Annotated in this window: 28 protein-coding genes; 15 read left to right on the forward strand and 13 right to left on the reverse strand. The window is 73.6% G+C overall.

Going from position 1 to position 24,913, the window contains the following annotated elements:
• Nucleotides 1-30: 30 nt before the first annotated feature.
• From ACQP1N_RS06800 to ACQP1N_RS06825, 6 genes are all read right to left on the reverse strand, one after another.
• Nucleotides 31-354 carry a MerR family transcriptional regulator gene (locus ACQP1N_RS06800; RefSeq protein ID WP_067802569.1) on the reverse strand — a complete coding sequence of 108 codons (324 nt, stop codon included), beginning with the start codon at nt 352-354 and terminating at the stop codon, nt 31-33.
• A gap of 91 nt (nt 355-445) precedes the next feature.
• Nucleotides 446-886: an Hsp20/alpha crystallin family protein gene (locus ACQP1N_RS06805; protein WP_433229710.1), complete on the reverse strand. Its 441-nt coding sequence runs from the start codon at nt 884-886 to the stop codon at nt 446-448.
• Nucleotides 887-994: 108 nt separating this feature from the next.
• Complete coding sequence (locus ACQP1N_RS06810) at nt 995-2,473, reverse strand: SDR family oxidoreductase (protein ID WP_433229712.1); 1,479 nt, start codon at nt 2,471-2,473, stop codon at nt 995-997.
• A gap of 59 nt (nt 2,474-2,532) precedes the next feature.
• Nucleotides 2,533-2,919, reverse strand: coding sequence for an STAS domain-containing protein (locus ACQP1N_RS06815; RefSeq protein ID WP_067802577.1), 387 nt, complete (start codon nt 2,917-2,919; stop codon nt 2,533-2,535).
• A complete protein-coding gene (locus ACQP1N_RS06820) occupies nt 2,916-4,073 on the reverse strand; it encodes a cobalamin B12-binding domain-containing protein (protein ID WP_433229715.1) in 1,158 nt (385 codons plus the stop codon). The genes ACQP1N_RS06815 and ACQP1N_RS06820 overlap by 4 nt, the downstream gene beginning before the upstream one ends.
• A complete protein-coding gene (locus ACQP1N_RS06825; RefSeq protein ID WP_433229718.1) occupies nt 4,070-5,707 on the reverse strand; it encodes a SpoIIE family protein phosphatase in 1,638 nt (545 codons plus the stop codon). The genes ACQP1N_RS06820 and ACQP1N_RS06825 overlap by 4 nt, the downstream gene beginning before the upstream one ends.
• 385 nt (nt 5,708-6,092) lie before the next feature.
• On the opposite strand from ACQP1N_RS06825, the gene ACQP1N_RS06830 reads away from it, so the two are divergent.
• The 7 genes from ACQP1N_RS06830 to ACQP1N_RS06860 all read left to right on the forward strand — a co-directional run bounded on the left by ACQP1N_RS06830 (nt 6,093) and on the right by ACQP1N_RS06860 (nt 12,044).
• Nucleotides 6,093-6,554 carry an STAS domain-containing protein gene (locus ACQP1N_RS06830; RefSeq protein ID WP_433229720.1) on the forward strand — a complete coding sequence of 154 codons (462 nt, stop codon included), beginning with the start codon at nt 6,093-6,095 and terminating at the stop codon, nt 6,552-6,554.
• A gap of 115 nt (nt 6,555-6,669) precedes the next feature.
• A complete protein-coding gene (locus ACQP1N_RS06835; protein ID WP_165488426.1) occupies nt 6,670-7,239 on the forward strand; it encodes a GAF domain-containing protein in 570 nt (189 codons plus the stop codon).
• Nucleotides 7,240-7,287: 48 nt separating this feature from the next.
• Nucleotides 7,288-7,986 (forward strand): GAF and ANTAR domain-containing protein, encoded by a 699-nt coding sequence (locus tag ACQP1N_RS06840; RefSeq protein WP_207394136.1) that lies wholly within the window; start codon nt 7,288-7,290, stop codon nt 7,984-7,986.
• Nucleotides 7,987-8,141: 155 nt separating this feature from the next.
• Complete coding sequence (locus tag ACQP1N_RS06845) at nt 8,142-8,615, forward strand: STAS domain-containing protein (protein ID WP_433229723.1); 474 nt, start codon at nt 8,142-8,144, stop codon at nt 8,613-8,615.
• 74 nt (nt 8,616-8,689) lie between these two features.
• Nucleotides 8,690-9,484 carry a carotenoid biosynthesis protein gene (locus ACQP1N_RS06850; RefSeq protein ID WP_084263216.1) on the forward strand — a complete coding sequence of 265 codons (795 nt, stop codon included), beginning with the start codon at nt 8,690-8,692 and terminating at the stop codon, nt 9,482-9,484.
• Nucleotides 9,472-10,923 (forward strand): phytoene desaturase family protein, encoded by a 1,452-nt coding sequence (locus tag ACQP1N_RS06855; protein WP_433229726.1) that lies wholly within the window; start codon nt 9,472-9,474, stop codon nt 10,921-10,923. Before ACQP1N_RS06850 ends, ACQP1N_RS06855 begins: the two co-directional genes overlap by 13 nt.
• On the forward strand, nt 10,920-12,044 hold the full coding sequence (locus ACQP1N_RS06860; protein ID WP_131732819.1) for a glycosyltransferase: 1,125 nt from the start codon (nt 10,920-10,922) through the stop codon (nt 12,042-12,044). Before ACQP1N_RS06855 ends, ACQP1N_RS06860 begins: the two co-directional genes overlap by 4 nt.
• Here ACQP1N_RS06860 and ACQP1N_RS06865 read toward each other — a convergent pair.
• A complete protein-coding gene (locus ACQP1N_RS06865) occupies nt 11,995-12,591 on the reverse strand; it encodes a glycerol-3-phosphate acyltransferase (protein WP_131732820.1) in 597 nt (198 codons plus the stop codon). The two genes, ACQP1N_RS06860 and ACQP1N_RS06865, sit on opposite strands and share 50 nt — an antisense overlap.
• On the opposite strand from ACQP1N_RS06865, the gene ACQP1N_RS06870 reads away from it, so the two are divergent.
• Nucleotides 12,566-13,300 (forward strand): spheroidene monooxygenase, encoded by a 735-nt coding sequence (locus tag ACQP1N_RS06870; protein ID WP_433229730.1) that lies wholly within the window; start codon nt 12,566-12,568, stop codon nt 13,298-13,300. The two genes, ACQP1N_RS06865 and ACQP1N_RS06870, sit on opposite strands and share 26 nt — an antisense overlap.
• Nucleotides 13,301-13,305: 5 nt before the next feature.
• Here ACQP1N_RS06870 and ACQP1N_RS06875 read toward each other — a convergent pair whose 3' ends face one another.
• From ACQP1N_RS06875 to ACQP1N_RS06890, 4 genes are all read right to left on the reverse strand, one after another.
• On the reverse strand, nt 13,306-14,316 hold the full coding sequence (locus ACQP1N_RS06875; protein ID WP_433229733.1) for a phosphate acyltransferase: 1,011 nt from the start codon (nt 14,314-14,316) through the stop codon (nt 13,306-13,308).
• A 1-nt stretch (nt 14,317) separates the two neighbouring features.
• The gene (locus ACQP1N_RS06880) at nt 14,318-15,229 is read right to left on the reverse strand and encodes a phytoene/squalene synthase family protein (protein WP_433229736.1); all 912 of its coding nucleotides are present in this window, start codon (nt 15,227-15,229) and stop codon (nt 14,318-14,320) included.
• Nucleotides 15,226-16,695 carry a phytoene desaturase family protein gene (crtI, locus tag ACQP1N_RS06885; RefSeq protein WP_067807727.1) on the reverse strand — a complete coding sequence of 490 codons (1,470 nt, stop codon included), beginning with the start codon at nt 16,693-16,695 and terminating at the stop codon, nt 15,226-15,228. Before crtI ends, ACQP1N_RS06880 begins: the two co-directional genes overlap by 4 nt.
• 144 nt (nt 16,696-16,839) lie before the next feature.
• Nucleotides 16,840-17,136 (reverse strand): hypothetical protein, encoded by a 297-nt coding sequence (locus ACQP1N_RS06890; protein WP_433229739.1) that lies wholly within the window; start codon nt 17,134-17,136, stop codon nt 16,840-16,842.
• 175 nt (nt 17,137-17,311) lie between these two features.
• On the opposite strand from ACQP1N_RS06890, the gene ACQP1N_RS06895 reads away from it, so the two are divergent.
• Complete coding sequence (locus ACQP1N_RS06895; protein WP_433229741.1) at nt 17,312-18,526, forward strand: NAD(P)/FAD-dependent oxidoreductase; 1,215 nt, start codon at nt 17,312-17,314, stop codon at nt 18,524-18,526.
• A gap of 36 nt (nt 18,527-18,562) precedes the next feature.
• On the opposite strand, the gene ACQP1N_RS06900 is transcribed toward ACQP1N_RS06895, so the two are convergent.
• The gene (locus ACQP1N_RS06900) at nt 18,563-19,870 is read right to left on the reverse strand and encodes a cryptochrome/photolyase family protein (protein WP_433229744.1); all 1,308 of its coding nucleotides are present in this window, start codon (nt 19,868-19,870) and stop codon (nt 18,563-18,565) included.
• 124 nt (nt 19,871-19,994) lie between these two features.
• Between ACQP1N_RS06900 and ACQP1N_RS06905 the strand changes: the two genes are divergently transcribed.
• From ACQP1N_RS06905 to ACQP1N_RS06930, 6 genes are all read left to right on the forward strand, one after another.
• Entirely contained in the window at nt 19,995-20,936 is a 942-nt protein-coding gene (locus ACQP1N_RS06905; RefSeq protein ID WP_433229747.1) for a MerR family transcriptional regulator, read from the forward strand.
• A 137-nt stretch (nt 20,937-21,073) separates the two neighbouring features.
• Nucleotides 21,074-21,589, forward strand: coding sequence for an RNA polymerase sigma factor (locus ACQP1N_RS06910; RefSeq protein ID WP_067807147.1), 516 nt, complete (start codon nt 21,074-21,076; stop codon nt 21,587-21,589).
• Nucleotides 21,586-22,584: a YbgA family protein gene (locus ACQP1N_RS06915; protein ID WP_433229750.1), complete on the forward strand. Its 999-nt coding sequence runs from the start codon at nt 21,586-21,588 to the stop codon at nt 22,582-22,584. Before ACQP1N_RS06910 ends, ACQP1N_RS06915 begins: the two co-directional genes overlap by 4 nt.
• A gap of 199 nt (nt 22,585-22,783) precedes the next feature.
• On the forward strand, nt 22,784-23,152 hold the full coding sequence (locus tag ACQP1N_RS06920; RefSeq protein WP_067807153.1) for a thioredoxin family protein: 369 nt from the start codon (nt 22,784-22,786) through the stop codon (nt 23,150-23,152).
• Between the two features lie 14 nt (nt 23,153-23,166).
• Nucleotides 23,167-23,439, forward strand: coding sequence for a metal-sensitive transcriptional regulator (locus tag ACQP1N_RS06925; protein ID WP_067807158.1), 273 nt, complete (start codon nt 23,167-23,169; stop codon nt 23,437-23,439).
• Nucleotides 23,440-23,599: 160 nt separating this feature from the next.
• Nucleotides 23,600-24,286 carry a DUF4389 domain-containing protein gene (locus ACQP1N_RS06930; protein WP_067807161.1) on the forward strand — a complete coding sequence of 229 codons (687 nt, stop codon included), beginning with the start codon at nt 23,600-23,602 and terminating at the stop codon, nt 24,284-24,286.
• Here the strand turns inward: ACQP1N_RS06930 and ACQP1N_RS06935 are convergent.
• The gene (locus tag ACQP1N_RS06935) at nt 24,279-24,908 is read right to left on the reverse strand and encodes a GAP family protein (RefSeq protein ID WP_067807163.1); all 630 of its coding nucleotides are present in this window, start codon (nt 24,906-24,908) and stop codon (nt 24,279-24,281) included. The genes ACQP1N_RS06930 and ACQP1N_RS06935 overlap by 8 nt on opposite strands.
• Between the last annotated feature and the right edge of the window lie 5 nt (nt 24,909-24,913).

Here is a 24,913-nt window from a genome sequence, read left to right on the forward strand (position 1 = left end):
GGAGGGGCGGCCGGGCCTTCCCGGGACCGGTCAGCGGCCGGAATCGGGATCGCGGGCGGCGAGACGGCGCGCGAGTTCGTCGCGTTCGCGGGTGATCTCGGCCAGTTCGTGCTGGAGTTCGAGGATGCGCCGGATGGCGGGCAGGGTCATGCCCTCGCCCATCATCGTGACGACCTCCTGGATACGGCCGATCTCGTGGCGGCTGTAGCGGCGCTGCCCGCCGGCGGAGCGTTCCGGGGAGACGACGTGGTGCTCGTCGATGCGGCGCAGGAACGCCTGCTGGACGTCCAGCATCCGGGCGACCTGCCCCACCGTGAACAGGGCGGCGTACTCGTCGTCGATCGGCAGGGTCACGGATTCTCCTTCTGCCCGGGTGGCGGTCGCCGCGGCGGCCCCGGCCCGCGCGGGATCGCGGGTCCGGGGCCGGGGCAGGTGTTCGCGGCGGTCAGTTCTTGATCGCCTTGTGGCCGTTGCCGGTCTGCTGGACGGCGACCTTGCGGGGCCTCGCCTTCTCCAGAACCGGGATGCGGACGGCCAGGACGCCGTTGTTGTAGGCGGCCTCGACCGCTTCGGCGTCCAGGTGCTCCGACAGGTAGACCCGCCGGGTGAACGCGCCCATCGGCCGCTCGCGGACGAAGACGCGCTCGTCCTCGCCGAACTCCTCCTCGCGGCGCGCGGTCACCGACAGCACGCCGCGGTCCACGGTGACCTCGATGGAGCCCGGGTCCACCCCGGGGAGGTCGAACCGCAGGACGACGTCGTCGGCGCGGCGGATGCCGTCCATCGGCATCCCGGCCCCGCCGCCCTGGCCGCCGACCTGCCGGAGCGCCCGGTCGAACTGGCGCTCGAACTCCTGCACGAACGGGTCGATCGACGTCAGCAACATTGACCATCACCTCCGAAGACCTCCGGCGCCCGGCCGGGCGCCGACCACTTGCTCCTCGCGCGAGAAGAAACTTCTAAGCACAGTTATAGGTATCTTCTCGTCCGCCTGTCAAGCCGGCGTGCGGCCGTGCTCGGCGGCGCGGGCGATGCCTTTGCACATGCCGCCGAAGATGCGGTCGTGGAAGGGACGGAACGCCCACCAGTACACCTGGCCGGCGAGCCCCCGGGGGTGGAAGAGCGCTCGCTGGGTGAACCGGGTGCGGCCGTCCTCCTCGGACACGCCGAGCTCCAGCCAGGCGAGGCCGGGGAGCCGCATCTCGGCGCGCAGCCGCAGCAGCCGGCCGGGCTCGATCTCCTCCACCCGCCAGAAGTCCACGCTCTCCCCGATGCGCAGCCGGCGCGGGTCCCGGCGGCCGCGCCGCAGGCCGACACCGCCGACCAGGCGGTCGAGAACGCCCCGGACGCGCCAGGCGAGCGGGAAGGAGTACCAGCCGTGCTCCCCGCCGATCCCCTCGATGACCTCCCAGAGACGCTCCGGCGGGGCGGCCGTGCGGCATGACCGTTCATCGGTGTAGAGGCTGCCGCCCGCCCAGTCCGGGTCCGTCGGCAGCGGGTCGCTGGGGGCGCCCGGGACACTGGCCGACGACCAGCGGGTGGCCACGTCCGCCTCGCGGACGCGGCGCAGCGCGAGTTCCACCGAACGCTCGAATCCCGTCGGCCCACCGGGCGGCGGGGGCACGTACTCGGCGATGTCGTCGTCGGCGCACACCACCTCGTTGCGCAGCGACTCGACCAGGGGACGCGCGAGACCGCCCGGGACGGGTGTGATGACCCCGACCCACAGGCTCGACAGCCAGGGGCTCAGCACCGGGACGGGGATGATGATGCGGCGCTTCAGCCCGGCCACGGCGGCGTAACGGCGCATCATGTCGACGTAGGTGAGCACGTCCGGGCCCCCGATGTCGAACCCGCGGCTCACCTCGGCCGGCAGGCCGGCGGCGGCGACCAGGTAATGCAGGACGTCCCGGATCGCGATCGGCTGGATGCGGGTGTGCACCCAGCGGGGGGTGACCATGACCGGGAGCCGTTCGGTCAGGTAGCGCAGCATCTCGAACGACACCGAACCCGACCCGATGATCACCGCGGCGCGCAGCCATGCCGTCGGCACCCCGCTGTGCAGCAGGATCTCGCCGACCTCGGCGCGGGACCGCAGATGCGGCGACAGCTCCTCCTCGGGTTCCATGCCCCCGAGATAGACCAGCCGCCCGACGCCGGCCTCCCGTGCCGCGCCGGCGAAGGTGCGGGCCGCCCGGCGGTCGGTCTCCGCGAAGCCGCCTCCGCCGCCGATCGCATGGATCAGGTAGTAGGCAACGTCCACCCCTTCCAGGGCACGCGCGGTCGCCTCCCGGTCGGTGGCGTCCGCCTCCGCGATCTCCACCCGGTCGGCCCAGGGCTGATCACGCAGCCGGCGGGCCGAGCGGACCATGCACCGCACCCGGTGACCGGCGTCCAGCAGCTCGGGCACCAGCCGCCCCCCGATGTAGCCGCTGGCGCCGGTCACCAGGTATAGGCGTGGTGTGTCGATCATTTCCCTCCCCGTGGTCAGCCGCGTCGTACCCGCCGCCGCGGCCGGCACACAGGGGAGGGTCAGGGCCGGCCCGGTACTTCCTGATCCTGGTCCTCCGCCTTCCCGGCGGATTCGCCGGTCAGGTGGTGGAGGGTGCCGGTGATGCGCAGCAGCCGGTCCAGCTGCGGTCTCCGGCCGGTCAGCCGGAGGCGGACGCCGGTGGCGGCCGTGCGGCGGCGGATCATCAGCAGGGCCGCGAGACCGGCCGAGTCGCACATGCTCAGCCCCGAGCAGTCCAGGTCCAGGTCGTGGAGGTCGCGATGATCGTCCAGTTCCGCGCCGGCGGTGGCCACCAGTGTGTCGGCTGTGTCGAAGTCCAGTTCGCCGTGAATCTCCATCCGCAGGGAGTGCGCGGTGGAGGCGGTCACGACCAGGTGCAGCGGAGCATCGGGAACTGAGGCGGTCATGCAATTCTTCCTAGTCCGGGGTCAGGGTCTGGGTCGCCCACAGGCTCGGCGAGCACGCCGGAATCCTCGTCGGCGGCGGGCGGCGCCGGCCGCCGGAGGGCGTCCTGGGCGCGCCGGAGCAGATCTGTGGCGCGGGGAAGGCCGGCGAGCTGCTCCGCCAGCAGGTCCAGAGCCGGCACCAGGCTGCGGGCGGGCACGTCACGAGCGGTCAGGATGCCCGCGGTCCAGGTGATGAATCCGGTGAACAGGTCCGGATCGTCAAGGTAGAGGGCGGTGCCGAGGAAGTCGACGATGTGGGCGATGTCCTCGGCGGTGTGGCGGCGCTGCTGCTCGGTGTAGTCCGCCATCGCCGGAAAGCGGGACTGCAGTTCGTCCATGGTGCGCCGCACCAGCCGGTGGGCCGTGCCGGTGACACGGGCGTACTCCTGGTCGGCCAGGTGGGGCAGGTCATCGACGGGCTGATGAGCCGGTTTCGGCTTGCGCAGGGGGCCGTCCGCCAGCAGGTCGGCGGCCGCGCGGGCGTTCGGCGCCCAGCCGTCGGCGCCCAGCAGGGCGGCGTACCGCCCGTCGGGTCCGAAGGCCGCCCCGCCGACCAGGACGGGGGTGCCGGTGGCCTGGCAGGCGGTGATGGCGGCGTGCGCGGCGGGCAGCCGGGTGGCGATCGAGGACGACAGCGCCACCAGCGCGGGGCCGGTGCGGTGCAGGTGGGAGATCAGGTGCGGGGTCGGTACCTGCGCGCCGAGATAGTCGACCTGCCAGCCGCGCAGCCGCAGCACCTCGGCCACGATCCGGGCGGGCAGCGCGTGCCACTCCCCGTCGATGCACGCCACGGCGATCCGGCCGCGCGGTTCGCCGCGATGGCGCCGGCGGACGGCCGGGTGGAGCGCCAGCGCCGCGATCACCCTTTCGATGACCGCGGTCGCGGTGTGCTCCTGGACGACCGTGAGCCGGTTGGCCGCCCACTCGCTGCCCACCCGGGCCTGCAGCGGCGCGATGACGTCCAGCAGCAGGGTCTCGGCGTCCATCCCCTCGTCCAGGGCGGCCACCGCCGCGTCCGTGGCCGCGTACTCGTCGCCGACGATGACGGCGTCCCAGAGCCGGGCCGTCCAGGCATCGAGATCGGCGTGCGGCCGTGCCTGTTCTCCACGGGTCACGCCGTGTACCTCCCGGGCCCCTGCCCCCCGACGGCACTGAGGTGGAAGCGCCGCGGAGCGGTGATCGCGATCATGGCCATGTCGTCGTGGTGATTGTCGCCGACCCACTCGGCGGCGAGCATGTGGACCCGCTCCACCAGCGCCTGCGGGGGCATCCCGCCGCACCGGCGCAGCTCGTCGCGCAGCCGCTCGTCGCCGAACATCTCACCGCCCAGCGGACCGCCGGCCGCCTCGGTGATGCCGTCGGTGTACAGCAGGCACGTGTCGCCCGGTTCGAGCAGGACGGTGGCGGTGGTGGAGGTGATGTCCTCCAGCACTCCGATGAGCGAGCCCCCCGTGTCGACGGATTCGACCTCGCCGTCGGCGCGCACGATCAGCGGGCCGGTATGGCCCGCGCTGGTCAGCCGCAGGCGGACGTTGCCGCCCTCGCGCCGGATCGACGCCAGGACGAGAGTGACGAACCGGGTGGTCTCGCTGTTGAGCAGCGCCCTGTTCAGCAGTTTCAGCACACGCTGGTGATCGCCCGACAGGGGGAACAGGGCCCGGAGCGTATTGCGGATCTTGCCGGTCAGCACCGCGGCCTCCAGCCCCTTGCCGCACACATCGCCGAGGACGACCAGCGCCTCCGGTGCCGGCTCCGGTCCCGCGACCGGTTCCTCCTCGGCCGGATACAGGTCGTAGAAGTCTCCTCCGACGCGGTCGCCGCCGCCGGACGGCTGGTAGCGGGCCGCCAGTTCGACCCCGTCGAGTCCGCCGGTGCGCGGCGGAAGCAGATCGTGCATCAGCGTCTCGGTGATGGACGTCTGCTCGGCGTACACCCGGGCCATCGACATCGCGGCGCCGGCCCGTGCCGCGAACAGATGGGTGAGTCTCTCCTCGCCGCCGGAGAATCCCTCCCGCGCGTCCTTCCACAGCAGCACCAGCGCCCCGGCCGGCATGCCGTGCCCGGGAAGCGTGGCCACCGCCATCGCGCGGGGCCCGCCGAGGCTCCGGCGCGCGGCCCAGTCGGGCGCGGCGGCCGGATCGACCCATCGCGGCGGCACCGGCGGAAAGCCCCGCATCGCCTCGGCCAGCCCCGGGACCTCCGCCGGGTCGACCCGCAGTTCGCGGTACTCCACCCGCCCGTCGGGGCCGCAGCAGGCCACCGGATGCCCGTGGCCGGAGCGGGGAGCGATCACCATCGCGGCGTCGGCCAGATGACGCGCCGCCAGCCGCGCGGTCACCTCCATGCAGCGGTCCAGATTCAGCGACGCCAGCAGCTGGCCGGACGCCTCCGCCAGCAACGCCGTGCGTTCCCGTTCGGCCGCGAGCTCCCGCTCCAGCCGCCGGTGTTCGGTGACGTCGACCAGCCACCAGATCGTGGCGTCCCGGCCGCTCAGCGGGCCGCCGGAGCCGTCCGGGCCGGTGAGCGGGGCTCCATGAGCCTCGAAAACGCGCTCGCCGATCGGGCCCTGCGCGACCGGCGCCGCCCCCTGCGGACCGCCGGCGCCGGGGGCGGCCACCGGCGGAACCCCGGAAGACCGTGCGGCCAGCGACCGATGGGCCTCGGCCAGCCATTCCGGCGCCACGTCGGGCAGCCGGGCGCCCAGACCCGCGCCGAACAGCGCGCGGGCCGCGTCGTTGAGTTCGGTCACGGTACCGGCCGCGTCGACGACCAGCCCCGGAAAGGGGGCGGGCTGCAATACGGGAGCGAGGACGGGCTGAAGACCGTCAGTGCCTTGAGTAACTTCCATACAAGAGCCTGAGTCGGCCCTACCTTTCGCTCTGGAGCCGATCCCTGTACCCCGATGAGGATGCTGCCTGCTGGCTCCTTGGCTACACCAGAAACTTGCCGGAGGGCAAGTAAATGTGGCTTCACTCTCCTTTTGGGCGTCGAGCCGGGGGCCGCCCGACCGGGCCCGGCGCGGTGCGGACGGCCGGCGGCCGCGCTGCCGGAAGCCGAGGTCCGGCCCCGATGCGCTTCATCGGAATGATCTGATCCGGCGAGGGTATGCTCGGCCGGATACAGGAGGTGAAAACATGGCTACGAGCACGGTGCACGATGACGATTCGCTGTCCGAAGAGCAGTGGTGCGATCCGGATAACAGAATCCGAGTCCGCTCCGCAGGCCATGAGCGATTTCTTCTTTTTTATGTAGCCGGCGAGATCGATTATCTTACGGCCGAACCTTTTCGCGAATATGTTCTCTCGCGGCCCTCGCCCGCTGGGAACATTATACTCGACCTGCGGGACGTGAAGTTCTGCGACTCCTCGGGACTGGGCGCACTGGTGGCGCTCTGGAAGGCCGCGCGGGGCAGGCGCGGGAACCTGGTCCTCAGCCGTCCGAGCCCGCTGTGCCACCGGCTCCTGGAGCGCACCGGCCTCGATCGGCACATCGGGATCAGCGCCACGCTCCGTCATGCCCTCGACCGTGTGACTGCCGGACGCGCGAGCTTCCCGCCCCCGGGCACCGTGCCGAAATCGCGGCGAGACGCCTCCTAGAGGCACCGGCGCGTCCTGCTTCTGGGGGCCGCGGCCGGAGAGCGGGTAGGGTGGCCCACGGAAGTTCCGCCCTGTGTCCGCGGATCCGCATTCGATGCCACCCGAGGTGGCGAACATGGCGAACGACCGTGACATCGGCGACAACGTTCCTCCCGTACCGGGGCCTCGTCCCGGCCCTTCATCCGACGGCGGGCTCGCGGCGGCAGCCGGTCCGCGGGTGTCCCTGGCGGCCGGGCGGCTGTCCCGCGCCCTGCACTCGATGGCGCTGATCTCCCAGGCCGACGGTGCGGCCCTGATGCTCGCCGGGGAGGCGAGCGGGCTGCGCGCGGTCGGCGGGTCCACCGCCGAGGGGCTGAAGCTTCAGTACGCCCAGCAGTTCGAGCGGGTGGGTCCCGCCCATGACTCCGTGTCCGACGGTCAACCGGTCGCGGTGAACGATCTGGAGAGCCACGAAGAGGCCGGATACGCGCGGCTGGCGCGCAGCGCGGCACCGGTCAGGGCCGTGCTGTCGGTCCCCGTCCACGTCGAAGGCGACGTCATCGGCTCGTTGAACTTCTACCGGTGTACGCCGTACACGTGGACGAGCCGGCAGATCGCGGTCGGGGAGCACCTGGCCGGCACCGCCGCCGACCTCCTGATCCGGCTCGCCGCGGATTCGGCGGCGGGCGGCCCCGGCCGGCCGTAGTGCCTCCGCATCTCATCGACCGCCGTTCTTCATTCAAGGATGTAGAGCATGATGCATATCGACACCGAAGCGCTGGACGCCAGCCTGCAGCACCTGCGTAAAGCCCCCTACGAGACGGACCTGGCCCGCGCGTTGCACCGGGTCGTCACCTCGGTGAACCGGGTTTTCGGCTATGACGGTGCCGGCATCATGCTCATCGACGAAGAGGAGGATCTGCTGTACGTGGCCGCCTCCGACGAGGCGGGCCGCTCGCTGGAGCAGGCCCAGGCCCGCGCCGGGCAGGGGCCGTGCTACGACACCTACGTGGTGGGCCATCCGGTGTCGACCAAGGACGTGCGTTCGGACTCGCGCTGGCCGCAACTGGTGGACGTCCTGGACGAGCGGGTGAGGGCGGTGGCCGGGGTCCCGATCCTGCTGGGCGGCAGCCCCGTCGGCACCCTGAACGTCTACCGCTCCGAACCGTACGGATGGGACGACTCCGATATCGCGGCGCTGCGCGCCTACGCCGGCCTGATCGGGGAGCTCATGGCGGCCGCGCTGGCGTCCCACGAGCACAGCGTCACCGCGTCCCAGTTGCAATACGCGCTTGATTACCGGGTGGTGATAGAGCGTGCCATCGGCTACCTGATGGCCAAGCACGGAGTGGACGCGGTCTCGGCGTTCAACCGGCTGCGCAAGCAGGCTCGCGACAGCCGCCGCCGCGTCGCGGATCTGGCCGGCGAAATTCTAGAAGAGAGCACCTCCTAGTTCCGGCGCCCGCCCGACGAGCCAACCCGCCGCATCCCCTTCGACCCGATCCATCCGTCTCGAAACGTCAAATCCGATCGGACTTTTCCGTTCGCTCCTTTTCGGCCCGGCCCCTGACCCTGCCCGGTCCCGGAGACCCAACTCATGGAGGCTCTGTGACCTCGGCAGACGACCGTCCGGCCCGGCCGGCTTCACCCGGTGCCCGGGCACCCTCGATCCCGTCCCCCGCGGGCGGCGTGACCTGCGCCGGCGGGGCCCTGCGGCTGGCCATCGGCGCCCAGCAGGACGGAGCGACCATGGAGGTGCGCCTGAACGGCGAACTCGACATGGCCAGCTCCGATGATCTGCGTCACCACATCGGGGCCGTGATCGCCGCCCACGATCCGCACCGGCTTCTCCTGGACCTGTCCGAACTGAGCTTCGCCGACTCCAGCGGCCTGGCCGTGCTGGTGTGGGCGCACCAGGCCATGTCCCGCCGCGGGCGTCAGCTTCGCCTGCACCATCCGCAGACCCGGGTGCTGCGCGTCCTGCACGTCAGCGGCCTGCACACCCGCCTGCACATCACCGAAGCGAACATTGGTGAGAGCCCCGGTTCGGCGGGGCCGAACCGGGGCCGCCGGCCACGATAGCCCTGCCGGAAGGCCGCATCCGTGATGCGGCCTTCCGGTGCATCCGTGATGCCGCCTTCCAACGAAGGTCCTGCATGGGGCAAGTGCGCGGGTGGGGCGCCGGACGGCGGGTGAGCCGTCTCCGGCGGCGGCCGGGGGCCTGGGTGCTCGCCGGTGCCGGGTTTCTGGGCGCGATGGTGGTGGCGCAGGTCCTGTCGGGGGTGCGGCCCGAGCCGGTCCGGTTGACGAGCGTCGTCGTGGCGCTGCTGGCGGCGAGCGCCGCGGCGTTCCTCGCGGGGCGGGCCGGGGCCGGCCGGGCGGCCGGGGCCTTCGGCGCCGCGGTGGCCGTGGGGTACGCGGCGGAGTGGATCGGGGTCCGCACGGGTTTCCCGTTCGGGGAGTACTCCTACACGTCGCTGCTGTGGCCTCAGCCGGGCGGCGTGCCGGTGATCGTGGCGGTGGCCTGGGGCGGTATGGGGCTGGCCGCCCATGCCGTCGCCACCGTGATCGTCCCGGAGGGCGGGCTCAAGCGGTGGGCGGCGGGTGCGGCCGCGTTGACGGCGTGGGATCTGTTCCTGGACCCGCAGATGCTTCGGCTGGGCCTGTGGACGTGGCAGGACGCGGGCCCGTACCGGGGAGTGCCGGTCAGTAATTTCGTCGGATGGCTGGCGGTGTCGCTGCTGGTCATGGGAGTGATCGACATGATCGTGGGACGGGCGGGCAAGGCCGCGTCCGGCGGGCTCGTCGCGATCTACGGGGTGATGGCGGCCATGGAGACGCTGGCGTTCGCGGCGGTGTTCGAGCCGCCGGACCGGGTGGTGGCGGTGGCCGGCGGGGCGGCCATGGGGACGTTCGCCGTCCTGGCGTGGAGGCGTCGATGGCCGAGGTGATCGTGGTCGGCGGCGGGGTCGGCGGGATGGTCGCCGCGCTGCTGCTGGCGCGGGGCGGCCACCGGGTCGCGCTGCACGAGAGGCTGGACCGGCTCGGCGGGAAGCTCGCCGAGCGTGAGCGCGCGGGATTCGTGTTCTCGCTGGGGCCGTCGCTGCTCACCCTTCCGGAGGTCTTCCGGGAACTGGGCGTCGCACGCGAGCTGGTGGAACTGGACGAACTGTGCCGCTACCGCTTCGCCGACGGGTCCGAGCTGCGCGCGTACCGCGATCCGGACCGGATGGCGGCGGAGGTCGACCGGCTGGCCCCCGGCGAGGGGGCGGCCTGGCGCGCCTTCCACGGGTGGGCCGCGAACTGCCTGGAGGCGTCCCGGCGGACGTTCTTCGCCGGGCCGCTGGGCCGCCGCCCCGAACGGGCCCGGATCGGCGACCTGCTCGCGGTCGCGCCGGGCCGGACCCTGGACGGCCTGGCCCGCCGGTTCTTCCGCGACCCGCGGCTGCGGCAGTACGTCGGCCGGTACGCGACGTACGCCGGGTCGAGCCCGTACCGGGCGCCGGCCGCGCTCGGCTGCGTCCCGGCGATCGAGCACGGGGACGGGGGCTGGTACGTGCCGGGCGGGCTGCCCCGGCTCGCCGACGACCTGGTCGGGCTGCTGATCGACGCGGGCGTCGAGGTCCACACCGGCAGTGAGGTGACGGGCGTGCTCGCCGGCCGGTCGGCGGTGTCGGGCGTGGTGCTGGCGTCGGGCGAGCGGGTGAGCGCCGACGCGGTGGTGGTGAACGCCGACGCCGCGGCGCTGTACGGCCGGCTGCTGCCGGATGACCGGAGGCTGCGCCGGATCGGCAGGCTCGGCCCGTCCTCGTCGGCGTTCCTGCTGCTCGCCGGGGTGGAGGGGCGCACCGGGGGGCTGCCGCACCATTCCGTGGTCTTCTCGGCCGACTACCGGCGGGAGTTCGGCGACATCTTCGAGCGGCGGCGGCCACCGGAGGACCCGACGATCTACATCGGCTGCTCGGCGGTGGACGACCCGTCCCAGGCGCCGGCCGGGGCGGAGAACTGGGTGCTGCTGGTGAACGTCCCCGCGGGTGATCCGGGCCGCTGGCCGATGACCCCGGACGCCTACCGGGACCTGGTGCTGGAGCGGCTGGCGCGCCGCGGGCACGATCTGTCGGGGCGGCTGCGGTTCGTCGAGTCGTTCACCCCCGCGGACCTGCGCGACCGGTACGGCGCGTGGGGCGGGGCGATCTACGGCACCGCCTACCGCGGCGCGTTCGCGCCGCTGCGCAGGCCGGGCAACCGGGGGCCGCGGCGGGGACTGTACCTGGTGGGCGGGTCGGCGCATCCGGGCGGCGGGCTCCCGCTGGTCGCCATGGGCGGCCGGATCGTCGCCTCGCTCGTCGAGGAGGACCTGCCGGCACGGCGGGGTACACGGGTGAGATGAAGGCGTTGACGCTGGTCCAGGCGGTGGCCGCCGGGGTGGTGGCCGCGCGGCTCGCGCGCGGCCGGGGCCGGCCCGCGCCGCTCGCGCCCGGACGCTCCGGCCCGCCGCCGCGGCCGGTGTCGGTGGTGGTCCCGGCGCGGGACGAGGAGGCCCGGATCGAGGGCTGCCTGCGGCCCCTGCTCGCCGACCCCGGCGTGGCCGAGGTGATCGTCGTGGACGATGAGTCGCGCGACGGCACGGCGCGGCTCGCGGCGGGGCTGGGCGCCAGGGTCGTCCGCGGGGCGCCCCTGCCGGACGGGTGGGTCGGCAAACAGTGGGCGCTGCATCAGGGGGTGCGGGCGGCGGCGGGGCCGATCGTGGTCCTGCTGGACGCCGACACCCGCCCGAAGCCGGGCCTGTGCGCGGAGCTCGCGGCGCTGCTCGACACGTTCGACCTGGTGTCGGCCGGGCCGCGGTTCGTGTGCGGCGGGGTGGCCGAGCAGGCGCTGCACGCCTCGTTCCTGGCCGGTCTCGTCTACCGTTTCGGGCCCATCGGCCCGGTGGCCGCGTCGCCGGACCGGCTGCTGCTCAACGGCCAGTGCCTGGCCTTCCGGAAGGCCCCCATGGTGCGGGCCGACGGGTTCGCGCGGGTCCGCGGCCGGCTCACCGACGATGTCGCGCTCGGCCGGCTGCTCGCGCGGGACGGCTGGCGGGTCGCCTTCCGGGACGCCGGCGACCTGCTGGAGGTCGACATGCACGAGTCCGCCGCCGAGGTGTGGCGCGAGTGGGGGCGGTCGATCTCGCTGCGGGACGTGACCGCGGCCGGCGGGCTGGCCGCGGATCTCGCGGTCGTCTGGCTGACCCTGGCGCTGCCGGTGCTGCGGCTGGCGGCGGGACGCCCGACGCCGCTGGACCTCGGCCTGCTCGTGCAGCGGCTGCTGCTGGTGACGGCCCTGCGCGGCAGCTATGCGCGGCCGGGCGTGGGCCTGGTGGTGTCGCCGCTCCTCGACGTGACGACCGCGATGCGGCTGACGTGGTCGGTGCTGCGGCCCGCGCGCACCTGGCGCGGACGCACCTACGGCCGCGCGGTGGTCAGGCGCGGCGGCCCGCCACGGCGGCCTGACCGAAACGCAGCCCGATGAGGCACATCAGCGCCCCGGTGCCCGCCACGTGCCCGGCGGGCGCGAAGAGCAGTTGCAGTACCGGCAGGGAGAAGACCGCCACCCGCGTGCCCCAGGCGAACGACCGCAGCGCCAGGCTCGCGCCGATGAGCAGCGCGACGCCGAGCGCGAACGCCGGCGGGCAGATCACGGCGAAACCGCCGGCGAAGGCGAGGATCGACCGGCCGCCCCGCAGACCCGCGAACACCGGCCAGGCGTGGCCGATCATCGCGGCGGCGACCGCCGCGTACACGGGCAGGACGCTCGTCCCGGCCACCGTCCCGAGCGTGCCGGTCTCGGCTCCGCTCACCGCCAGCCCGAGCAGCCCCGCCGCCGTGCCCTTGAGCATGTCGCCCGCGAACACGGGGACGGCGGCCTTCCAGCCGAGCCGTTCCATGACGTTCCAGAAGCCGGGGTTGCGGTCGCCGACGTCGCGCGGGTCGAAACCGTGGGCGCGTCCGACCAGCACCGCGACCGGCACCGAGCCGAGCAGGTAGCCGCCGATGACCGAGCCGAGCACGGGAGCCACCGATAGCAGGGTCATCGCCTCGTTCCACCTCATCAGGTACGCGGGTGTGGACGCCATGCGGCACATGGCGTTCGACCGGCCGGCGCTGCGCCGCACGCGCGGGCTGTCGTTCTGGCGGCTGCTGGGCACGGGCCGCGGCCGGTCCATGAGCCTCGGCGCCGACCTTCGCCGCTGGGCGCTGTTCGCCGTGTGGGACGGCGAGCCGGCGCTGGAGGAGTTCCTCGCGCGCTCGCCGGTGGCCCGCCGGTGGCGGGCGGAGGCCGAGGAGTCGTGGCATGTCCGGCTCGCGCCGCTCGGTTCCCGGGGCCGGTGGGGCGGACGCGACCCGTTCGCCGCGGCCGTGGCCGCCCCGAGCGCCGGGGACGGGCCGGTGGCCGTGCTGACCAGGGCGTCGATCCGGCCGAGCCGGCTGGTGCCGTTCTACCGGTCGGTTCCGGGCGTGGACCGGGAACTGCGCGGCCAGGACGGCTGCCTCGCCTCGGTCGGGGTGGGGGAGTGGCCGCTGGCCCGGCAGGCGACCTTCTCGCTGTGGCAGGACGAGGCCGCCATGACCCGGTTCGCCTACCGGGCGGCCGCGCACCGCACCGTCATCGGGCGGGTGCGCGGCGAGGACTGGTACGCCGAGGAACTGTTCGCGCGTTTCGTCCCCTACGCGAGCCGGGGCACCTGGGACGGACGTGACCCGCTGCGCGCCCGCGGCGGTGAGTGAGCGCCTCACACGACCGGCCCCAGGGGAACACGGGCGTTCGCCGGCATCGGCTCGTCCACCGGGGCCAGTTCGGAGGCGACCACGCACGCACGGGCCAGGGCGGCGGCCCCGGAGGAGCCGTGCGCGACGACGACCGTGCCGGTCAGTCCCAGCAGGGCGGCGCCCCCGTGCGTGTCCGCGGTGTAGCGCCTCGCGACCTCGTCCAGCGGGCCGGGCGGGGCGATGCCGGCCCGGGCGACCATGTCCAGGGTCGTCCGGACGCAGCCCTCGATGTTCTTCAGGACGACATTGCCGGTGAAGCCGTCCGTCACGACCACGTCGACGGTTCCGGCCAGTACGTCGTGCCCCTCCACGTTGCCGTGGAAGCGGACGGGCATGCCCGGCAGCAGCCGGGCCGCCTCGCGGGCGAGCCGGTTGCCCTTCCCCGGCTCGGCGCCGATGGACAGCAGGCCCACCGACGGGTCGGGCACGCCGAGGACGCAGCGCGCGTACGAGGCGCCCAGCAGCGCGAACTGCGCGAGCATCTCCGCGGTCGGGTCGGCGGTCCCGCCGGCGTCGACGAGCACGGTGGAACCGGCCGCCGTGGGCAGTGCCACGGCCAGCGCCGGACGCAGCACGCCCTCGCGCCGTCCGAAGGCGCGGACCGCGCACGTCACCACGGCCCCGGTGGACCCGGCCGAGACGAACGAACCGCCCTGCCGCCGGGCCGCCTCGCACCCGACCAGCAGGCTCGAATCGCGGCGGGCCGCGGCTCCCGCGCCGCGCTCGGCCATGGGGACGACCTCGCCGGCGTGCAGCACGTCCACCTCGCCGGCGCCGCCGTGCCGCCGCAGTTCGCGGTGGACGTCCTCCGCCCGCCCGACGAGGATCACCGGGACGCCGTGCTCGCGCCGCGCCGCCAGGGCGCCCGGCACCGTCTCGGCCGGCCCGTGGTCGCCGCCCATCGCGTCCAGCACCACCGGACGCGCCACCGCGCTCGCCGTGGACCGCCCGCCCGGCTCAGACCGCCCGCCCATGTCAGCACGCCCCGGCCGGCAGGCGCCGCTCGGCGCGGCCGGCGGCGGAGGCGGCCAGCAGGTGCCGCGCGAAGATCGCGGCCCGGCGGCGGCGCGGCACCCGCGCCCGCGCGGTCAGCACGTCGTGGCCGGCCGCGGCGATCTCGTCCAGGATGCCGCCGTACAGTTCGTACGCGGCGCGGATGCACGGGCGGGAGGACGGCGCCAGCAACTCCATGCCGCCGAGGGCGCGGCGGTAGTGGTCGCGGGCGCGGTCGGCCTCGAAGGCCACCAGGTCGCGCAGTGCCGGCGTACGGCCGTCGCCGCGGAGGTCGTCCTCGGTCACCCCGAACTTGGCGAGGTCCTTCTGCGGCAGGTAGACGCGGCCGCGGGCCAGGTCCTCGGCGACGTCCCGCAGGAAGTTCGTCAGCTGGAACGCCCGCCCGAGTTCGCGGGCGGGCTCGCGGGCGAGCCGCCCGGCGCCCGGCACCGTCTCCAGGACGGGAAGCATCATCAGGCCGATGGCGGCGGCCGACCCCTCCATGTACCCCAGCAGGTCGTCGTAGGTCTCGTACCGGGTGACGGTGAGGTCGGAGCGCATGGACCGCAGGAAGACGCCGATGTCGCCGCGCTCGATGCCGAAGGAGCGGACGGTGTGCACGAAGGCGGGCAGCACCGGGTCCTGGATCGCCTCGCCCGCCAGGCTCGCGCTCAGCCGCCGGGCCACCTCGTCGAGCGCCTTCGCCCGCCCGGCGGTGTCCGGGGCCGTCGCGCCGAACGCGTCCACGATGTCGTCCACGTGACGTGTGAAGCCGTACAGCGCGTGCACGTGCCTGCGCTTCCACGCCGGCAGCAGCAGTGTGGCCAGGTAGAACGAGCGGCCATGGCGGGCGTTGAGGCGGCGGCAGTGCTCGTAGCTCGCGGTCAGCGTCATCGGCGGCCTTCCAGGACGCGGGCGGCGGCGAGCCGCCCGGAGATCAGAGCCGGTGGGACGCCCACGCCGGGCGCGGTGTACATCCCCGCGAAGTGCAGGCCGGGGACGCGGCGGCTGCGGCCTGCGGGCCGGAACCAGGCCGTCTGGCGGAACCGGTGGTCCAGGGCGAACGGCGTGCCCGCCGAGTGGCCGAGGCGCGTCCAGGCCGGCGGGTCGAAGGTCAGCCGGGGCGCCGCCGACAGGTCGCCGTACCCCAGGTCGGACAGGCGGCCGAGCAGGCGCTGCTCCAGCCGCGGCGCGAGACGGTCCCAGCCGTCCGCGCTCACCGTGTTCGGGACGGGTTCCAGGACGCTCAACGTGGAGTGACCGGCCGGCGCGGCGGTGCCGTCCGCCTCGGGACAGGTGACCAGCAGATTCGGGTCGGGCTGCGGCCGCCCGGACGCCAGCGCCGCGAAGGCGCCGGCCCACTCCCGGCCGAAGTGCAGCGTGTGGTGCGCCCGGCCGGCCGGCCGATGGTCGAGCCCGAAGTGCATGACCAGGCAGGACGGCGAGTAGCGTGGACGGCGCAGCCGCCAGTCGCCCGCCCCGTCGGGCAGCAGCCCCCGGTGGGCCCGGACCAGGTCGCAGGCGACGACGACCGCCCCGGCGGTGAGCCGCTCGCCGCCCTCCAGCCGGACCGCCGCCACCCCGGCCGCGTTCGTCTCGACCCGTTCGGCGCGCACGCCGTACCTGATGGCGGCGCCCGCCTTCGCCGCGACGGCGGCCAGGGCCCGGGGGATGGCGTGCATCCCGCCGGCCGCGGGGAAGTACACCCCGCCGACCGTGTCCATGTGCGCGACGACCGCGTAGATGGCCAGTGCCCTGTCGGGAGGAAGCCCGACGTACAGCGCCTGGAACGTGTGCGCCTTGACGAGCCGCTCGTCGGTCAGTTGACCCGCCACGAACCGGTCCAGGCGCCGGAACCCGCCCGCCGCCGCCAGCCTGAGCAGCGCGAGGGGACGGGCCATGCTCCGCAGCCGGGTCATGTCCGCGTCGATGAACGACGACCATTCGGCCTCGAACATCGCGCTCAGCCGCCGCCGGAACCGCAGGTACCGGGCGGCTTCGGCGGGCCCGCACAGGGCGCGGACGTTCTCCGCCATCCGCTGCGCGCCCGCCACCACGTCCAGCCGTGAGCCGTCGTGGAAGGACAGCCGGTAGAACGGGTCCAGCCGCCGCAGCGGCAGCAGGCCGTCCATGTCCTCGCCGGCCGCGCCGAACGTGTCCGCCAGCACCTCCGGCATGGTCAGCACCGAGGGGCCCGTGTCGAACCGGTAGGGACCGGCGTGCGCCGATCCGCAGCATCCTCCCGGCTCGTCACGGGCCTCGACCACCACGACCTCACGGCCCCCCGCCGCGAGATGGATCGCCGCCGACAGCCCGGACAGACCCGCCCCGATCACGACGACCGGATCCCCGGCGGCCATCAGCGCCCTCCGCGCGAGCCGCGCACACGATGTCGGGAGTGCACTGTTCCTCCATCGTCGTCCGAAAGGTTTCGCACGTTCTTCGGACCTCGGTGGCCGGCCGGTTGCATCGCGCTCGGAGACCGCTTCCGGGCCGTGCCGCGGCTACCGCATCGCGGCGGCTCGCGACGTGGCGGCCCTTTCCTCCGTCTGGGCGCGGTGTTCGGCCGCCTCCTTCTTGTACTCGTCCCGCGTTTCCTCCATGCGCAGGGCGAGGCCCATGGCGAAGAAGGTCGGGGCCCATTCGCCGATGAAGATGCCCCACCGGTCGGCACGTTCCAGGCCCGCGTCCTCCAGCCGGTTGGACGCCGCCCACGCGGCGAACGCCAGGCCGACCGAGCCGATGCCCGCCGTGTACATGAAGTTGGACTTGATGCCCCACTTGTGCAGTGTGTTGATCATTTTCCCCCCTTGATCGGTCGCCCCGTACCCGCCCCTGATCTGCGCAAGCGCGCGTTTGAGGGATCTTTGCCCACCCCGCACCGGCGGGCGGATCACCGCCGGGGGCCGAGTGACCGCCGGTGTGGCGGGCATGGTGCCCCTCGGATGCGGCCACTGCGGAAGGCGGGGAGGGCGGATGTCCGATGCCGTGATCATCGTGGGCGCGGGGCTGGCCGGGCTGGCCTGCGCGGTCCGGCTGCACGAGGCCGGCGTGCCGGTGCGGGTGCTGGAGACGTCGGACGCGGTCGGCGGCCGGGTGCGGACCGACATCGTCGAGGGCTTCCGTCTCGACCGCGGGTTCCAGGTCTTCAACACCGCCTACCCGGAGGCCCGGCGCGTCCTCGACCTCAAGGCCCTGGACCTGCGGCCGTTCGCCTCCGGCCTGCTGGTCTTCCATGGGGGACGGCGTGACCGCGTGATGCTCCCGTGGCGGCATCCCGGGCACGCGCTGAGCGGTGCCCTCGCCGATGTCGGGTCTGTCCGGGACAAGGCCGCGCTGGCCGCGATGACCGCCCGCGACCTGACCGTCCCGGGCTCCTGGATACGGGACGGTGCCGAACGCGACACGGCCGCGGAACTGCGCCACTGGGGCATCTCGGACGAGATGATCGAGAAGCTGCTGCGCCCGTTCCTGGCCGGTGTGCTGCTGGAACGGGAACTGGAGACCTCCAGCCGGTTCTTCCACCTGGTCTGGCGGTCCTTCGCACGTGGCACCATCGGCGTCCCCGCGCTGGGCATGGGCCGGATACCCGAACAGCTCGCGGCCCGGCTCCCGGACGGGGCGGTGTCCCTCGGCACCGCCGTCCGGGAGGTCACCGGCGACGGGGTGGAGACCGTCGACGGTGAGGCGATCAAGGCCGGCGCCGTGGTCGTCGCCACCGATCCCGTCCGCGCGGCCGCGCTCGTACCCGAGATCGAGGCACCGGTGATGCGCTCGGTCACGACGTTCTACCACGCGGCCCCGGAGTCTCCGCTGGAGGAGCCCGTCCAGATCATCGACGCCGAGGGCGTCATCACCGACACGCTCGTCCTCACCGACGCGGCCCCCGAGTACTCCCCGGACGACCGCGCTCTCATCTCGACGTCCGTGCTCGGCACCAACGTCCACGAGAGCCGGGTGCGCGGCCGGCTGAACGAGATCTACGGCGACACCTCGGCGTGGCGGCTCCTCGCCTCCTACCCGGTCAAGGTCGCCCTCCCTGCGATGCCGCCGCCCCTGCCGCTGCGGCGCCCGGTGCGGATGCGCGCCGGACGCTACGTCTGCGGCGACCACCGCGACACCGGCTCCATCCAGGGCGCGCTGGTGTCGGGACGGCGGGCCGCCGAAGCCGTCCTGGCCGATCTGCCCTGAGCGATTGGCCGGGGGCGGCTCGCCGGTGCCGCCGGGTCACGGCCCGCTCGCCGGACGGTCGGGGTCGGTGATGGGCGGCGGGTAGCCGAGGCCGCGTCTGCGGGCGGCGGGCAGAGTCCAGGGGCGGTGGACGCCGGACCGCTCGATGCCGGCGAGTTCGGGCACGTACCTGCGGACGTAGTCGCCGCCCGGGTCGAACCGGGACGCCTGCCGGAGCGGATTCATGACCTGGCCGGGCCGGGTGCTGTTGCCGGTGCCCGCCACCCACTGCCAGTTGCCCGCGTTGTCGGCGATGTCGCCGTCGGCGAGCCAGTCGCCGAAGTGGCGCAGGCCGGCCCGCCAGTCGATGCCGAGGTGGCGGGTCAGGAACGTGGCGGTGATCAGGCGTGCGCGGTTGTGCATGAAGCCCTCGGCGCGCAGCTGGCGCATTCCGGCGTCGACGATCGGGATGCCGGTCATGCCGTCCCGCCAGGCGTCGAGGGCGTCCCGGTCCCGGTTCCAGCGCCGGCCGCGCGGCCGGTAGTCGCTCCGGGGCAGCGCGGGGAAGGCGGCGGCGACCTGGTGGTGGAAATCGCGCCACGCGAGCTGGCGCCGGAACCCCTCCGGGCCCGCCGCGGCCAGTTCCAGCGGCGAGAGGCAGCCGAACTTCAGGTAGGGGCTGAGCCGGGAGGTGCGGTCGGCGGCGAGATCGTCGCGGACGTGCTCGTAGTCCGCGGCGTCGTCGCGCAGCCATGCCGCCAGGCGGGCGCGTCCCGCCCTCTCACCGCCGGGCGCGAGGCCGGGGGACGGCGAGCCCGGTACCGGATCGGCCGGCGGCCGGCCGGGTTCGACGCCGGGCGGCAGGCGCATCCTCCCGGGGGTCTTCGCGGCCGGACGCCGGCGGGCCGCGTCCCAGGCCCGCCAGTAGGGGGTGAACACCCGGTAGTGGTCGCCGTTCGCCGGGGTCAGGTCTCCGGGTGGCACGACCGTGATGCCGGGAAGCGCCGACACGTCCAGCCCCAGCCCGCGGAGACCGGCGAGGCGCCGTGTCCCGTACGCCGACCGCTCGTCGGCGAGGAAGAGCGAGCGGGCGCCGGTGTCCCCGGCCAGGCGGGCGACCTCCGCCACCGGATCGCCCCGCCGCACCACCAGATCGCCGCCCAGCTCACGGAGCGACCGCCGGAGGTCGGCGACGCTCTCCCGGAGGAAGCGGACGCGGTTGGCCGCGGCGAACGGCCCGGTCAGGATCGCGTCGTCGAAGACGAAGACCGGGACGACGTGCTCGGCCTCGCACGCGGCGGCCAGGGCGGGATTGTCGCGCACGCGCAGATCACGGGTGAACAACATGATCGAGGTGCTCATCATCGGGTCTTCGGAGCGGCACCGGCGGCCGGTTGCCGCCGGGATGAAACCGGCGCGCGGAGTTCCGGCGAAGACCTGGTAGATCGTACGCTTTGCGATCCGGGAAGCGGCGGAGGAGAGCGGGCGCATGGACGGGGCGGCGGGCCGGGAGGCCGGGCTGGGCGTGGGCGCGGTGGCGCAGCGCCTCGGCGTGGCGCCGTCCACCCTGCGCACCTGGGACCGCCGCTACGGCATCGGCCCGAGCGGACGCAGCCCCGGCGGCCACCGCCGTTACACGCCCGCCGACATGGCGCGGCTGGAGGCCATGCAGCGGCAGATCCTGTCCGGTGCGCCGCCGGGCGAGGCGGCGCGGTTCGCGCTGGGCGTGCCCGCGGGCGCGCCGCCGCCGCCCCGCGCGCACGGCGCCGGCGGCAACCGCGTGCCGCTGACCGGGACGGGCCCCGGACGGGACGAGCGGCAGGCCGCGGCGGTACGGGGCCTGGCCCGTGCGGCGATGGCGCTGGACCGGGCCGCGATGACCGAGACCGTGCGGACCGCGCTGCGCCGGGACGGGGTCGTGCGGGCGTGGGACGGTCTGATCGTTCCCGTGCTGGCCGGGATCGGGCACAAGCACGCGGCGACCGGCGACTGCGTGGAGGTCGAGCATCTGCTGTCCACGGTGCTGCTCGGGTGCCTGGCGGAGATGCCGCCGCCGGCCCGGCCGCTGAACGTCCGTCCGGTGCTGCTCGCCTGCGCGCCGGAGGAGCAGCACAGCCTGCCGGTGTACGCGCTGGCCGCCGCGCTGGCCGAGGCCGGCGTCGACGCGCTCGTGCTGGGGGCGCGGGTGCCGCCGCGGGCGCTGGCCGCGGCGATCAGGAGGGCGGGGCCGCATGCCGTCTTCGTCTGGTCGCAGACCGCCGAGACCGGGGACCCCGCGTGGCTGGAGGCGCTGCCGTCGTCCCGTCCGCCGCACCGCCTGGTGACCGGCGGGCCCGGCTGGGACCGCGACCGGCTGCCGGCCCGGGTCACGCGGCCGGCGGGCCTTTCCGAAGCCGTCGCCGCACTGGCCTGCCCGCTCGGCTCGTCCTGACCGGCCCGCACCGGCGTTGACCGGCATCACCTGCGTTGACCGGTATCACCTGCGCTTTGCGCTGTTTGCGATGACACCCGCCCATGCTTTTAACTATGAACAAGTTTTGAAGCGATTTTTGCGGGGATCGAGGGTGCATGACACTGCAGCAGCGGCTCGCGCAAGGGGATGAGGCGGCACTGGCCGAGTGCTACACCGCACTCGGTCCCCTCGTCCGCCGCCATGTGGCGAGGCTGGTACCCGGACACGCCGTGGACGATGTCGTCCAGCTGGTCTTCCTGGAGGTGTGGCGCTCCTGCCGGCGCTACGACCCGGAACGCGGTCTGGAGCCATGGGTCCTCGCCATCGCCCGCAAACGCGCCATCGACCAGGTGCGCGCCGAGGCGCGGCACTCCCGCAGGGCGGCACCGCTGAGCGACGGCGCCGCGGTCCCCGACGCTGCCAGGGTGCCCGACGCCGCCCCCGCCGTGGACATCGCGTGCGATGTCCGCACCGCGCTGGCCGGGCTTCCGGGCCCGCAGCGGCAGGCGATCGTGCTGGCCCACTTCGGGCAGCTGACCCAGCGGGAGATCGCCGACCGGCTGGCGATCCCGCTCGGCACCGTCAAGGCGCGCACCACCCGCGGGCTGCGCCGGATGAAGGAGCTGCTGTGACCCCTCCCCTGCCACCGCCCGCCCCGGCCCCCGAGGCCCATCCGCGTCCCCGGCTGGCGGTGTCCAGCTGCCTGCTGGGTGAGCCGGTCCGCTACAACGGCGGCCACAGCCGCGACCGGTTCCTCACCGGCCCCCTCGCGGACCACGTCGACTGGGTGCCCGTCTGCCCGGAGATGGAGATCGGCCTCGGCGCCCCCCGTCCCACCCTGCGCCTGCTCAGCGACGGGCGGATCGTCACCAGGGACCGGACCGCGGACCACACCGGCGCGATGACCGCGCTCGCCGGCGACCGGATCCCCGATCTGGCCGGCATCGACGGGTACGTGTTCAAGTCACGTTCGCCCAGTTGCGGGCTGCTGAACCTGCCGCGCTACGCGTCCGGCCGGCCCGGGGAGCGCACCGACGGCCAGCCGGTGGACCGCCGGGGCCGCGGTGTGTTCGCCGCCCTCGTCACCGACGCGCTGCCGCACCTCCCCGTCGAAGAGGAGGGCCGGCTCCGCGACCCCGTCCTGCGCGAGCACTTCATCGAGCGCGTCTTCGCCCACGCCCGGCTCCGCGAACTCCTCGCCAGGGCCTGGCGCCCGCGCGATCTGGTCGCCTTCCACAGCCGTCACAAGCTGCAGATCCTCGCCCACGACCCGGCGGCCAACCGGGAGATGGGCCGGATCGTCGCCCGGGCGGGCACCCGGCCGCGCGAGGATCTGGTGACCGGCTACCGCCGCGCCTTCGGCGCGGCCTTCGCCGTCCGTCCCAAGCGCGGCCGCCACGCCAATGCGCTCCTGCACGTCTTCAGCCCGCTGAGCGAGCACCTCGACCCGACCCGGCGCCACGACATCGTGGCCGCGATCGAGTCCTACCAGCATGGAGAGGCGCCGCTCAGCGTCCCGATCGCCCTGCTGCGCCACCACGCCGAAGGCGAACACCTCGCCTACCTGGCGGAGCAGACCTATCTGGACCCGTATCCCGCCGATCTTCTCCTCCGCCACCACCTCTGAGGTCCATGCCGCGCACGGCGCGGCTCCCCTGTGTCCGCGCCGGGCCGTCAGGTTCGCGAGCGCAGGTCCTCCCTCGGCGCGGACTCCGCCGTCGGTATACCCCGGCGGGTATTTTGGAAGCGGGTCGCCCGCTCCGGAATGGACCCGGGGCCGGGGATGTTCCTATACCCGTAGGGGTATCTACCCGGATGGAGGGACGATGGCGACGACCGAGCTGACCCGCGAGAACTTCAACGAGGTCCTCGACGGCAGCGACATGCTTCTGATCGACTTCTGGGCCGGCTGGTGCGGGCCGTGCCGGTTCTTCGCGCCGGTCTACGAGCGGGTGTCCGAGCGGCACGACGACATCGTGTTCGGCAAGGTCGACACCGAGGCTCAGCCGGAGCTGGCGGGAGCCTTCCGTATCACTTCGATTCCGACACTCGTGATCATCCGCGAGAATGTGGTGCTGTACGCCCAGCCCGGCGCCCTGCGCGAGCAGGAGCTGGAGAAGCTGATCGAGAGCGCCCGGTCGGTGGACCTGGACGAGGCGCGGCGCAACGCCGAAGAACACAGGCAGAGCGCCTGAACAAGGAGAGCGGGATGGAGCTGGACAAGGAGTCCCTGGCCGATGTCGTGGTACGGCTGCGGCGCGCCCAGGGGCAGATCGGCGGCATCATCAAGATGATCGAGGAGGGGCGCGAGTGCGCCGACCTGATCACCCAGCTGGCCGCCGTCTCGCGGGCGCTGGACCGGGCCGGATTCAAGATCATCGCTACCGGGCTGGAGCAGTGCATCATGGGTGAGGACGCCGGCACCGAGCAGGCGCGGGTCGACCGCCTGCAACTGGAGAAGCTGTTCCTGACGCTCGCCTGACACCCGGCGGGGCGGGCCCGGCGCGGCACGGACCTTCGTCCTGCCGAAGAGCGGACGTCCCTCTCTACAGGCGGGGCCCCGGTGACGACGACGGTGGACGTAGGAGATACGTCCGGGGACGTCGGGTCACCGGGTCCTCGACCTGACAGGGGAGGACGAGATGAGCGAGCGGGACATGCCGGTCCGGATGGAGGGCCGGCTGGACGAGCCGCTGTCGCGGTGGCTGTGGCTGGTGAAATGGCTGCTGCTGATCCCGCACTACGTCGTGCTGTTCTTTCTCGGGATCGCGCTCACGGTGCTCACCGTGGTCGCGTTCTTCGCGATCCTGTTCACGGGCCGCTACCCGCGGATGATCTTCGAGTTCAACGTCGGGGTGCTGCGCTGGGCATGGCGGGTGGCGTTCTACGGGTACGCCGCGCTGGGCACCGACCGGTACCCGCCGTTCACGCTCCAGGACGTCCCCGACTACCCGGCCCGCCTCGCGATCGACTACCCCGAGCAGCTGTCGCGGGGGCTTGTCCTGGTGAAGTGGTGGCTGCTGGCCATCCCGCACTACCTGGTGGTCGCCTTCTTCGTCGGCGGCGGCTTCGGCGGCGAGGACGCCGGCTGGAACGGCCCCGGCCTGATCGGCCTGCTGGTGTTCATCGCGGCCGTCGTGCTGCTGTTCACCACGCGGTACCTGCGGGAGATCTTCGACCTCGTGATGGGGATGAACCGGTGGGTGCTGCGGGTGGCGGGCTACGCCCTCCTCATGACCGACCGCTACCCGCCGTTCCGGCTCGACATGGGGGGAGCCGAGCCCGTCCGGGAGCCGGGTCCCGCCGCGCCGGGCGGGCGCGTCAGGTGAGGATGAGCACCACGAAGAACAGGCAGGCGACGATGTTGACCAGCCAGCTGTTCATGGTCATCCAGTCGCGCAGCCTGGGCATGGCGTCCACCGCTCGCCGGTGGAAGACGAGGAACGCCAGCAGCGGCAGGGCCGCGATGAAAAGGGTGGCCGCGATGAACGGTATCGCGGCCACCAGGCCCGCACCGGACCGCTCCAGGTTCATCCCCACGGTCAGCAGCACGACGAGGTCGGACGGCATCAGCAGGATGACCAGGAAGCCCGTCGTGAACGCGTGCCGCGCGGTCGCCTGCATCAGCCCGGACAGCCAGCGCGGAGGCTCGGCGGTATCGCGTCCCAGATAGTTCTTCACCGCCAGGACGATGAGCAGCGCCACCAGCACCGCTTCGATGACCTTCGTGGCCGTGCTTCCCGTGTCCGGCCCGCCGGGCGTCGTCGCGGCGCCGATCAGGGCGGCCACGGCCCGGGTCATGACGAGACCGGCCGTCGTGGCGGTCAGCACTCCGCCGAGGAACGCCAGGGACACCAGGACCGCCCGCTCGGACGTCACCAGGACGAGCGCCGAGATGATCTGCGGCCCGACCAGCATGGTGATGGCGAGCGGCAGCACATCTATGTTCATGTCAC

Source organism: Actinomadura formosensis, from assembly GCF_050948385.1.
GTDB classification, from domain to species: Bacteria; Actinomycetota; Actinomycetes; order Streptosporangiales; family Streptosporangiaceae; genus Spirillospora; species Spirillospora formosensis.

What these genes read in the sequence shown, in the direction of transcription:
- ACQP1N_RS06805 (WP_433229710.1), bottom strand. Translation starts at nt 886, where the DNA reads ATGTTGCTGACGTCGATCGACCCGTTCGTGCAGGAGTTCGAGCGCCAG.
- ACQP1N_RS06810 (WP_433229712.1), bottom strand. Translation starts at nt 2,473, where the DNA reads ATGATCGACACACCACGCCTATACCTGGTGACCGGCGCCAGCGGCTAC.
- ACQP1N_RS06815 (WP_067802577.1), bottom strand. Translation starts at nt 2,919, where the DNA reads ATGACCGCCTCAGTTCCCGATGCTCCGCTGCACCTGGTCGTGACCGCC.
- ACQP1N_RS06830 (WP_433229720.1), top strand. Translation starts at nt 6,093, where the DNA reads ATGGCTACGAGCACGGTGCACGATGACGATTCGCTGTCCGAAGAGCAG.
- ACQP1N_RS06835 (WP_165488426.1), top strand. Translation starts at nt 6,670, where the DNA reads ATGGCGAACGACCGTGACATCGGCGACAACGTTCCTCCCGTACCGGGG.
- ACQP1N_RS06840 (WP_207394136.1), top strand. Translation starts at nt 7,288, where the DNA reads ATGATGCATATCGACACCGAAGCGCTGGACGCCAGCCTGCAGCACCTG.
- ACQP1N_RS06850 (WP_084263216.1), top strand. Translation starts at nt 8,690, where the DNA reads ATGGGGCAAGTGCGCGGGTGGGGCGCCGGACGGCGGGTGAGCCGTCTC.
- ACQP1N_RS06855 (WP_433229726.1), top strand. Translation starts at nt 9,472, where the DNA reads ATGGCCGAGGTGATCGTGGTCGGCGGCGGGGTCGGCGGGATGGTCGCC.
- ACQP1N_RS06860 (WP_131732819.1), top strand. Translation starts at nt 10,920, where the DNA reads ATGAAGGCGTTGACGCTGGTCCAGGCGGTGGCCGCCGGGGTGGTGGCC.
- ACQP1N_RS06870 (WP_433229730.1), top strand. Translation starts at nt 12,566, where the DNA reads ATGACCGAGCCGAGCACGGGAGCCACCGATAGCAGGGTCATCGCCTCG.
- ACQP1N_RS06875 (WP_433229733.1), bottom strand. Translation starts at nt 14,316, where the DNA reads ATGGGCGGGCGGTCTGAGCCGGGCGGGCGGTCCACGGCGAGCGCGGTG.
- ACQP1N_RS06880 (WP_433229736.1), bottom strand. Translation starts at nt 15,229, where the DNA reads ATGACGCTGACCGCGAGCTACGAGCACTGCCGCCGCCTCAACGCCCGC.
- crtI (WP_067807727.1), bottom strand. Translation starts at nt 16,695, where the DNA reads ATGGCCGCCGGGGATCCGGTCGTCGTGATCGGGGCGGGTCTGTCCGGG.
- ACQP1N_RS06890 (WP_433229739.1), bottom strand. Translation starts at nt 17,136, where the DNA reads ATGATCAACACACTGCACAAGTGGGGCATCAAGTCCAACTTCATGTAC.
- ACQP1N_RS06895 (WP_433229741.1), top strand. Translation starts at nt 17,312, where the DNA reads ATGTCCGATGCCGTGATCATCGTGGGCGCGGGGCTGGCCGGGCTGGCC.
- ACQP1N_RS06900 (WP_433229744.1), bottom strand. Translation starts at nt 19,870, where the DNA reads ATGATGAGCACCTCGATCATGTTGTTCACCCGTGATCTGCGCGTGCGC.
- ACQP1N_RS06905 (WP_433229747.1), top strand. Translation starts at nt 19,995, where the DNA reads ATGGACGGGGCGGCGGGCCGGGAGGCCGGGCTGGGCGTGGGCGCGGTG.
- ACQP1N_RS06910 (WP_067807147.1), top strand. Translation starts at nt 21,074, where the DNA reads ATGACACTGCAGCAGCGGCTCGCGCAAGGGGATGAGGCGGCACTGGCC.
- ACQP1N_RS06920 (WP_067807153.1), top strand. Translation starts at nt 22,784, where the DNA reads ATGGCGACGACCGAGCTGACCCGCGAGAACTTCAACGAGGTCCTCGAC.
- ACQP1N_RS06925 (WP_067807158.1), top strand. Translation starts at nt 23,167, where the DNA reads ATGGAGCTGGACAAGGAGTCCCTGGCCGATGTCGTGGTACGGCTGCGG.
- ACQP1N_RS06930 (WP_067807161.1), top strand. Translation starts at nt 23,600, where the DNA reads ATGAGCGAGCGGGACATGCCGGTCCGGATGGAGGGCCGGCTGGACGAG.
- ACQP1N_RS06935 (WP_067807163.1), bottom strand. Translation starts at nt 24,908, where the DNA reads ATGAACATAGATGTGCTGCCGCTCGCCATCACCATGCTGGTCGGGCCG.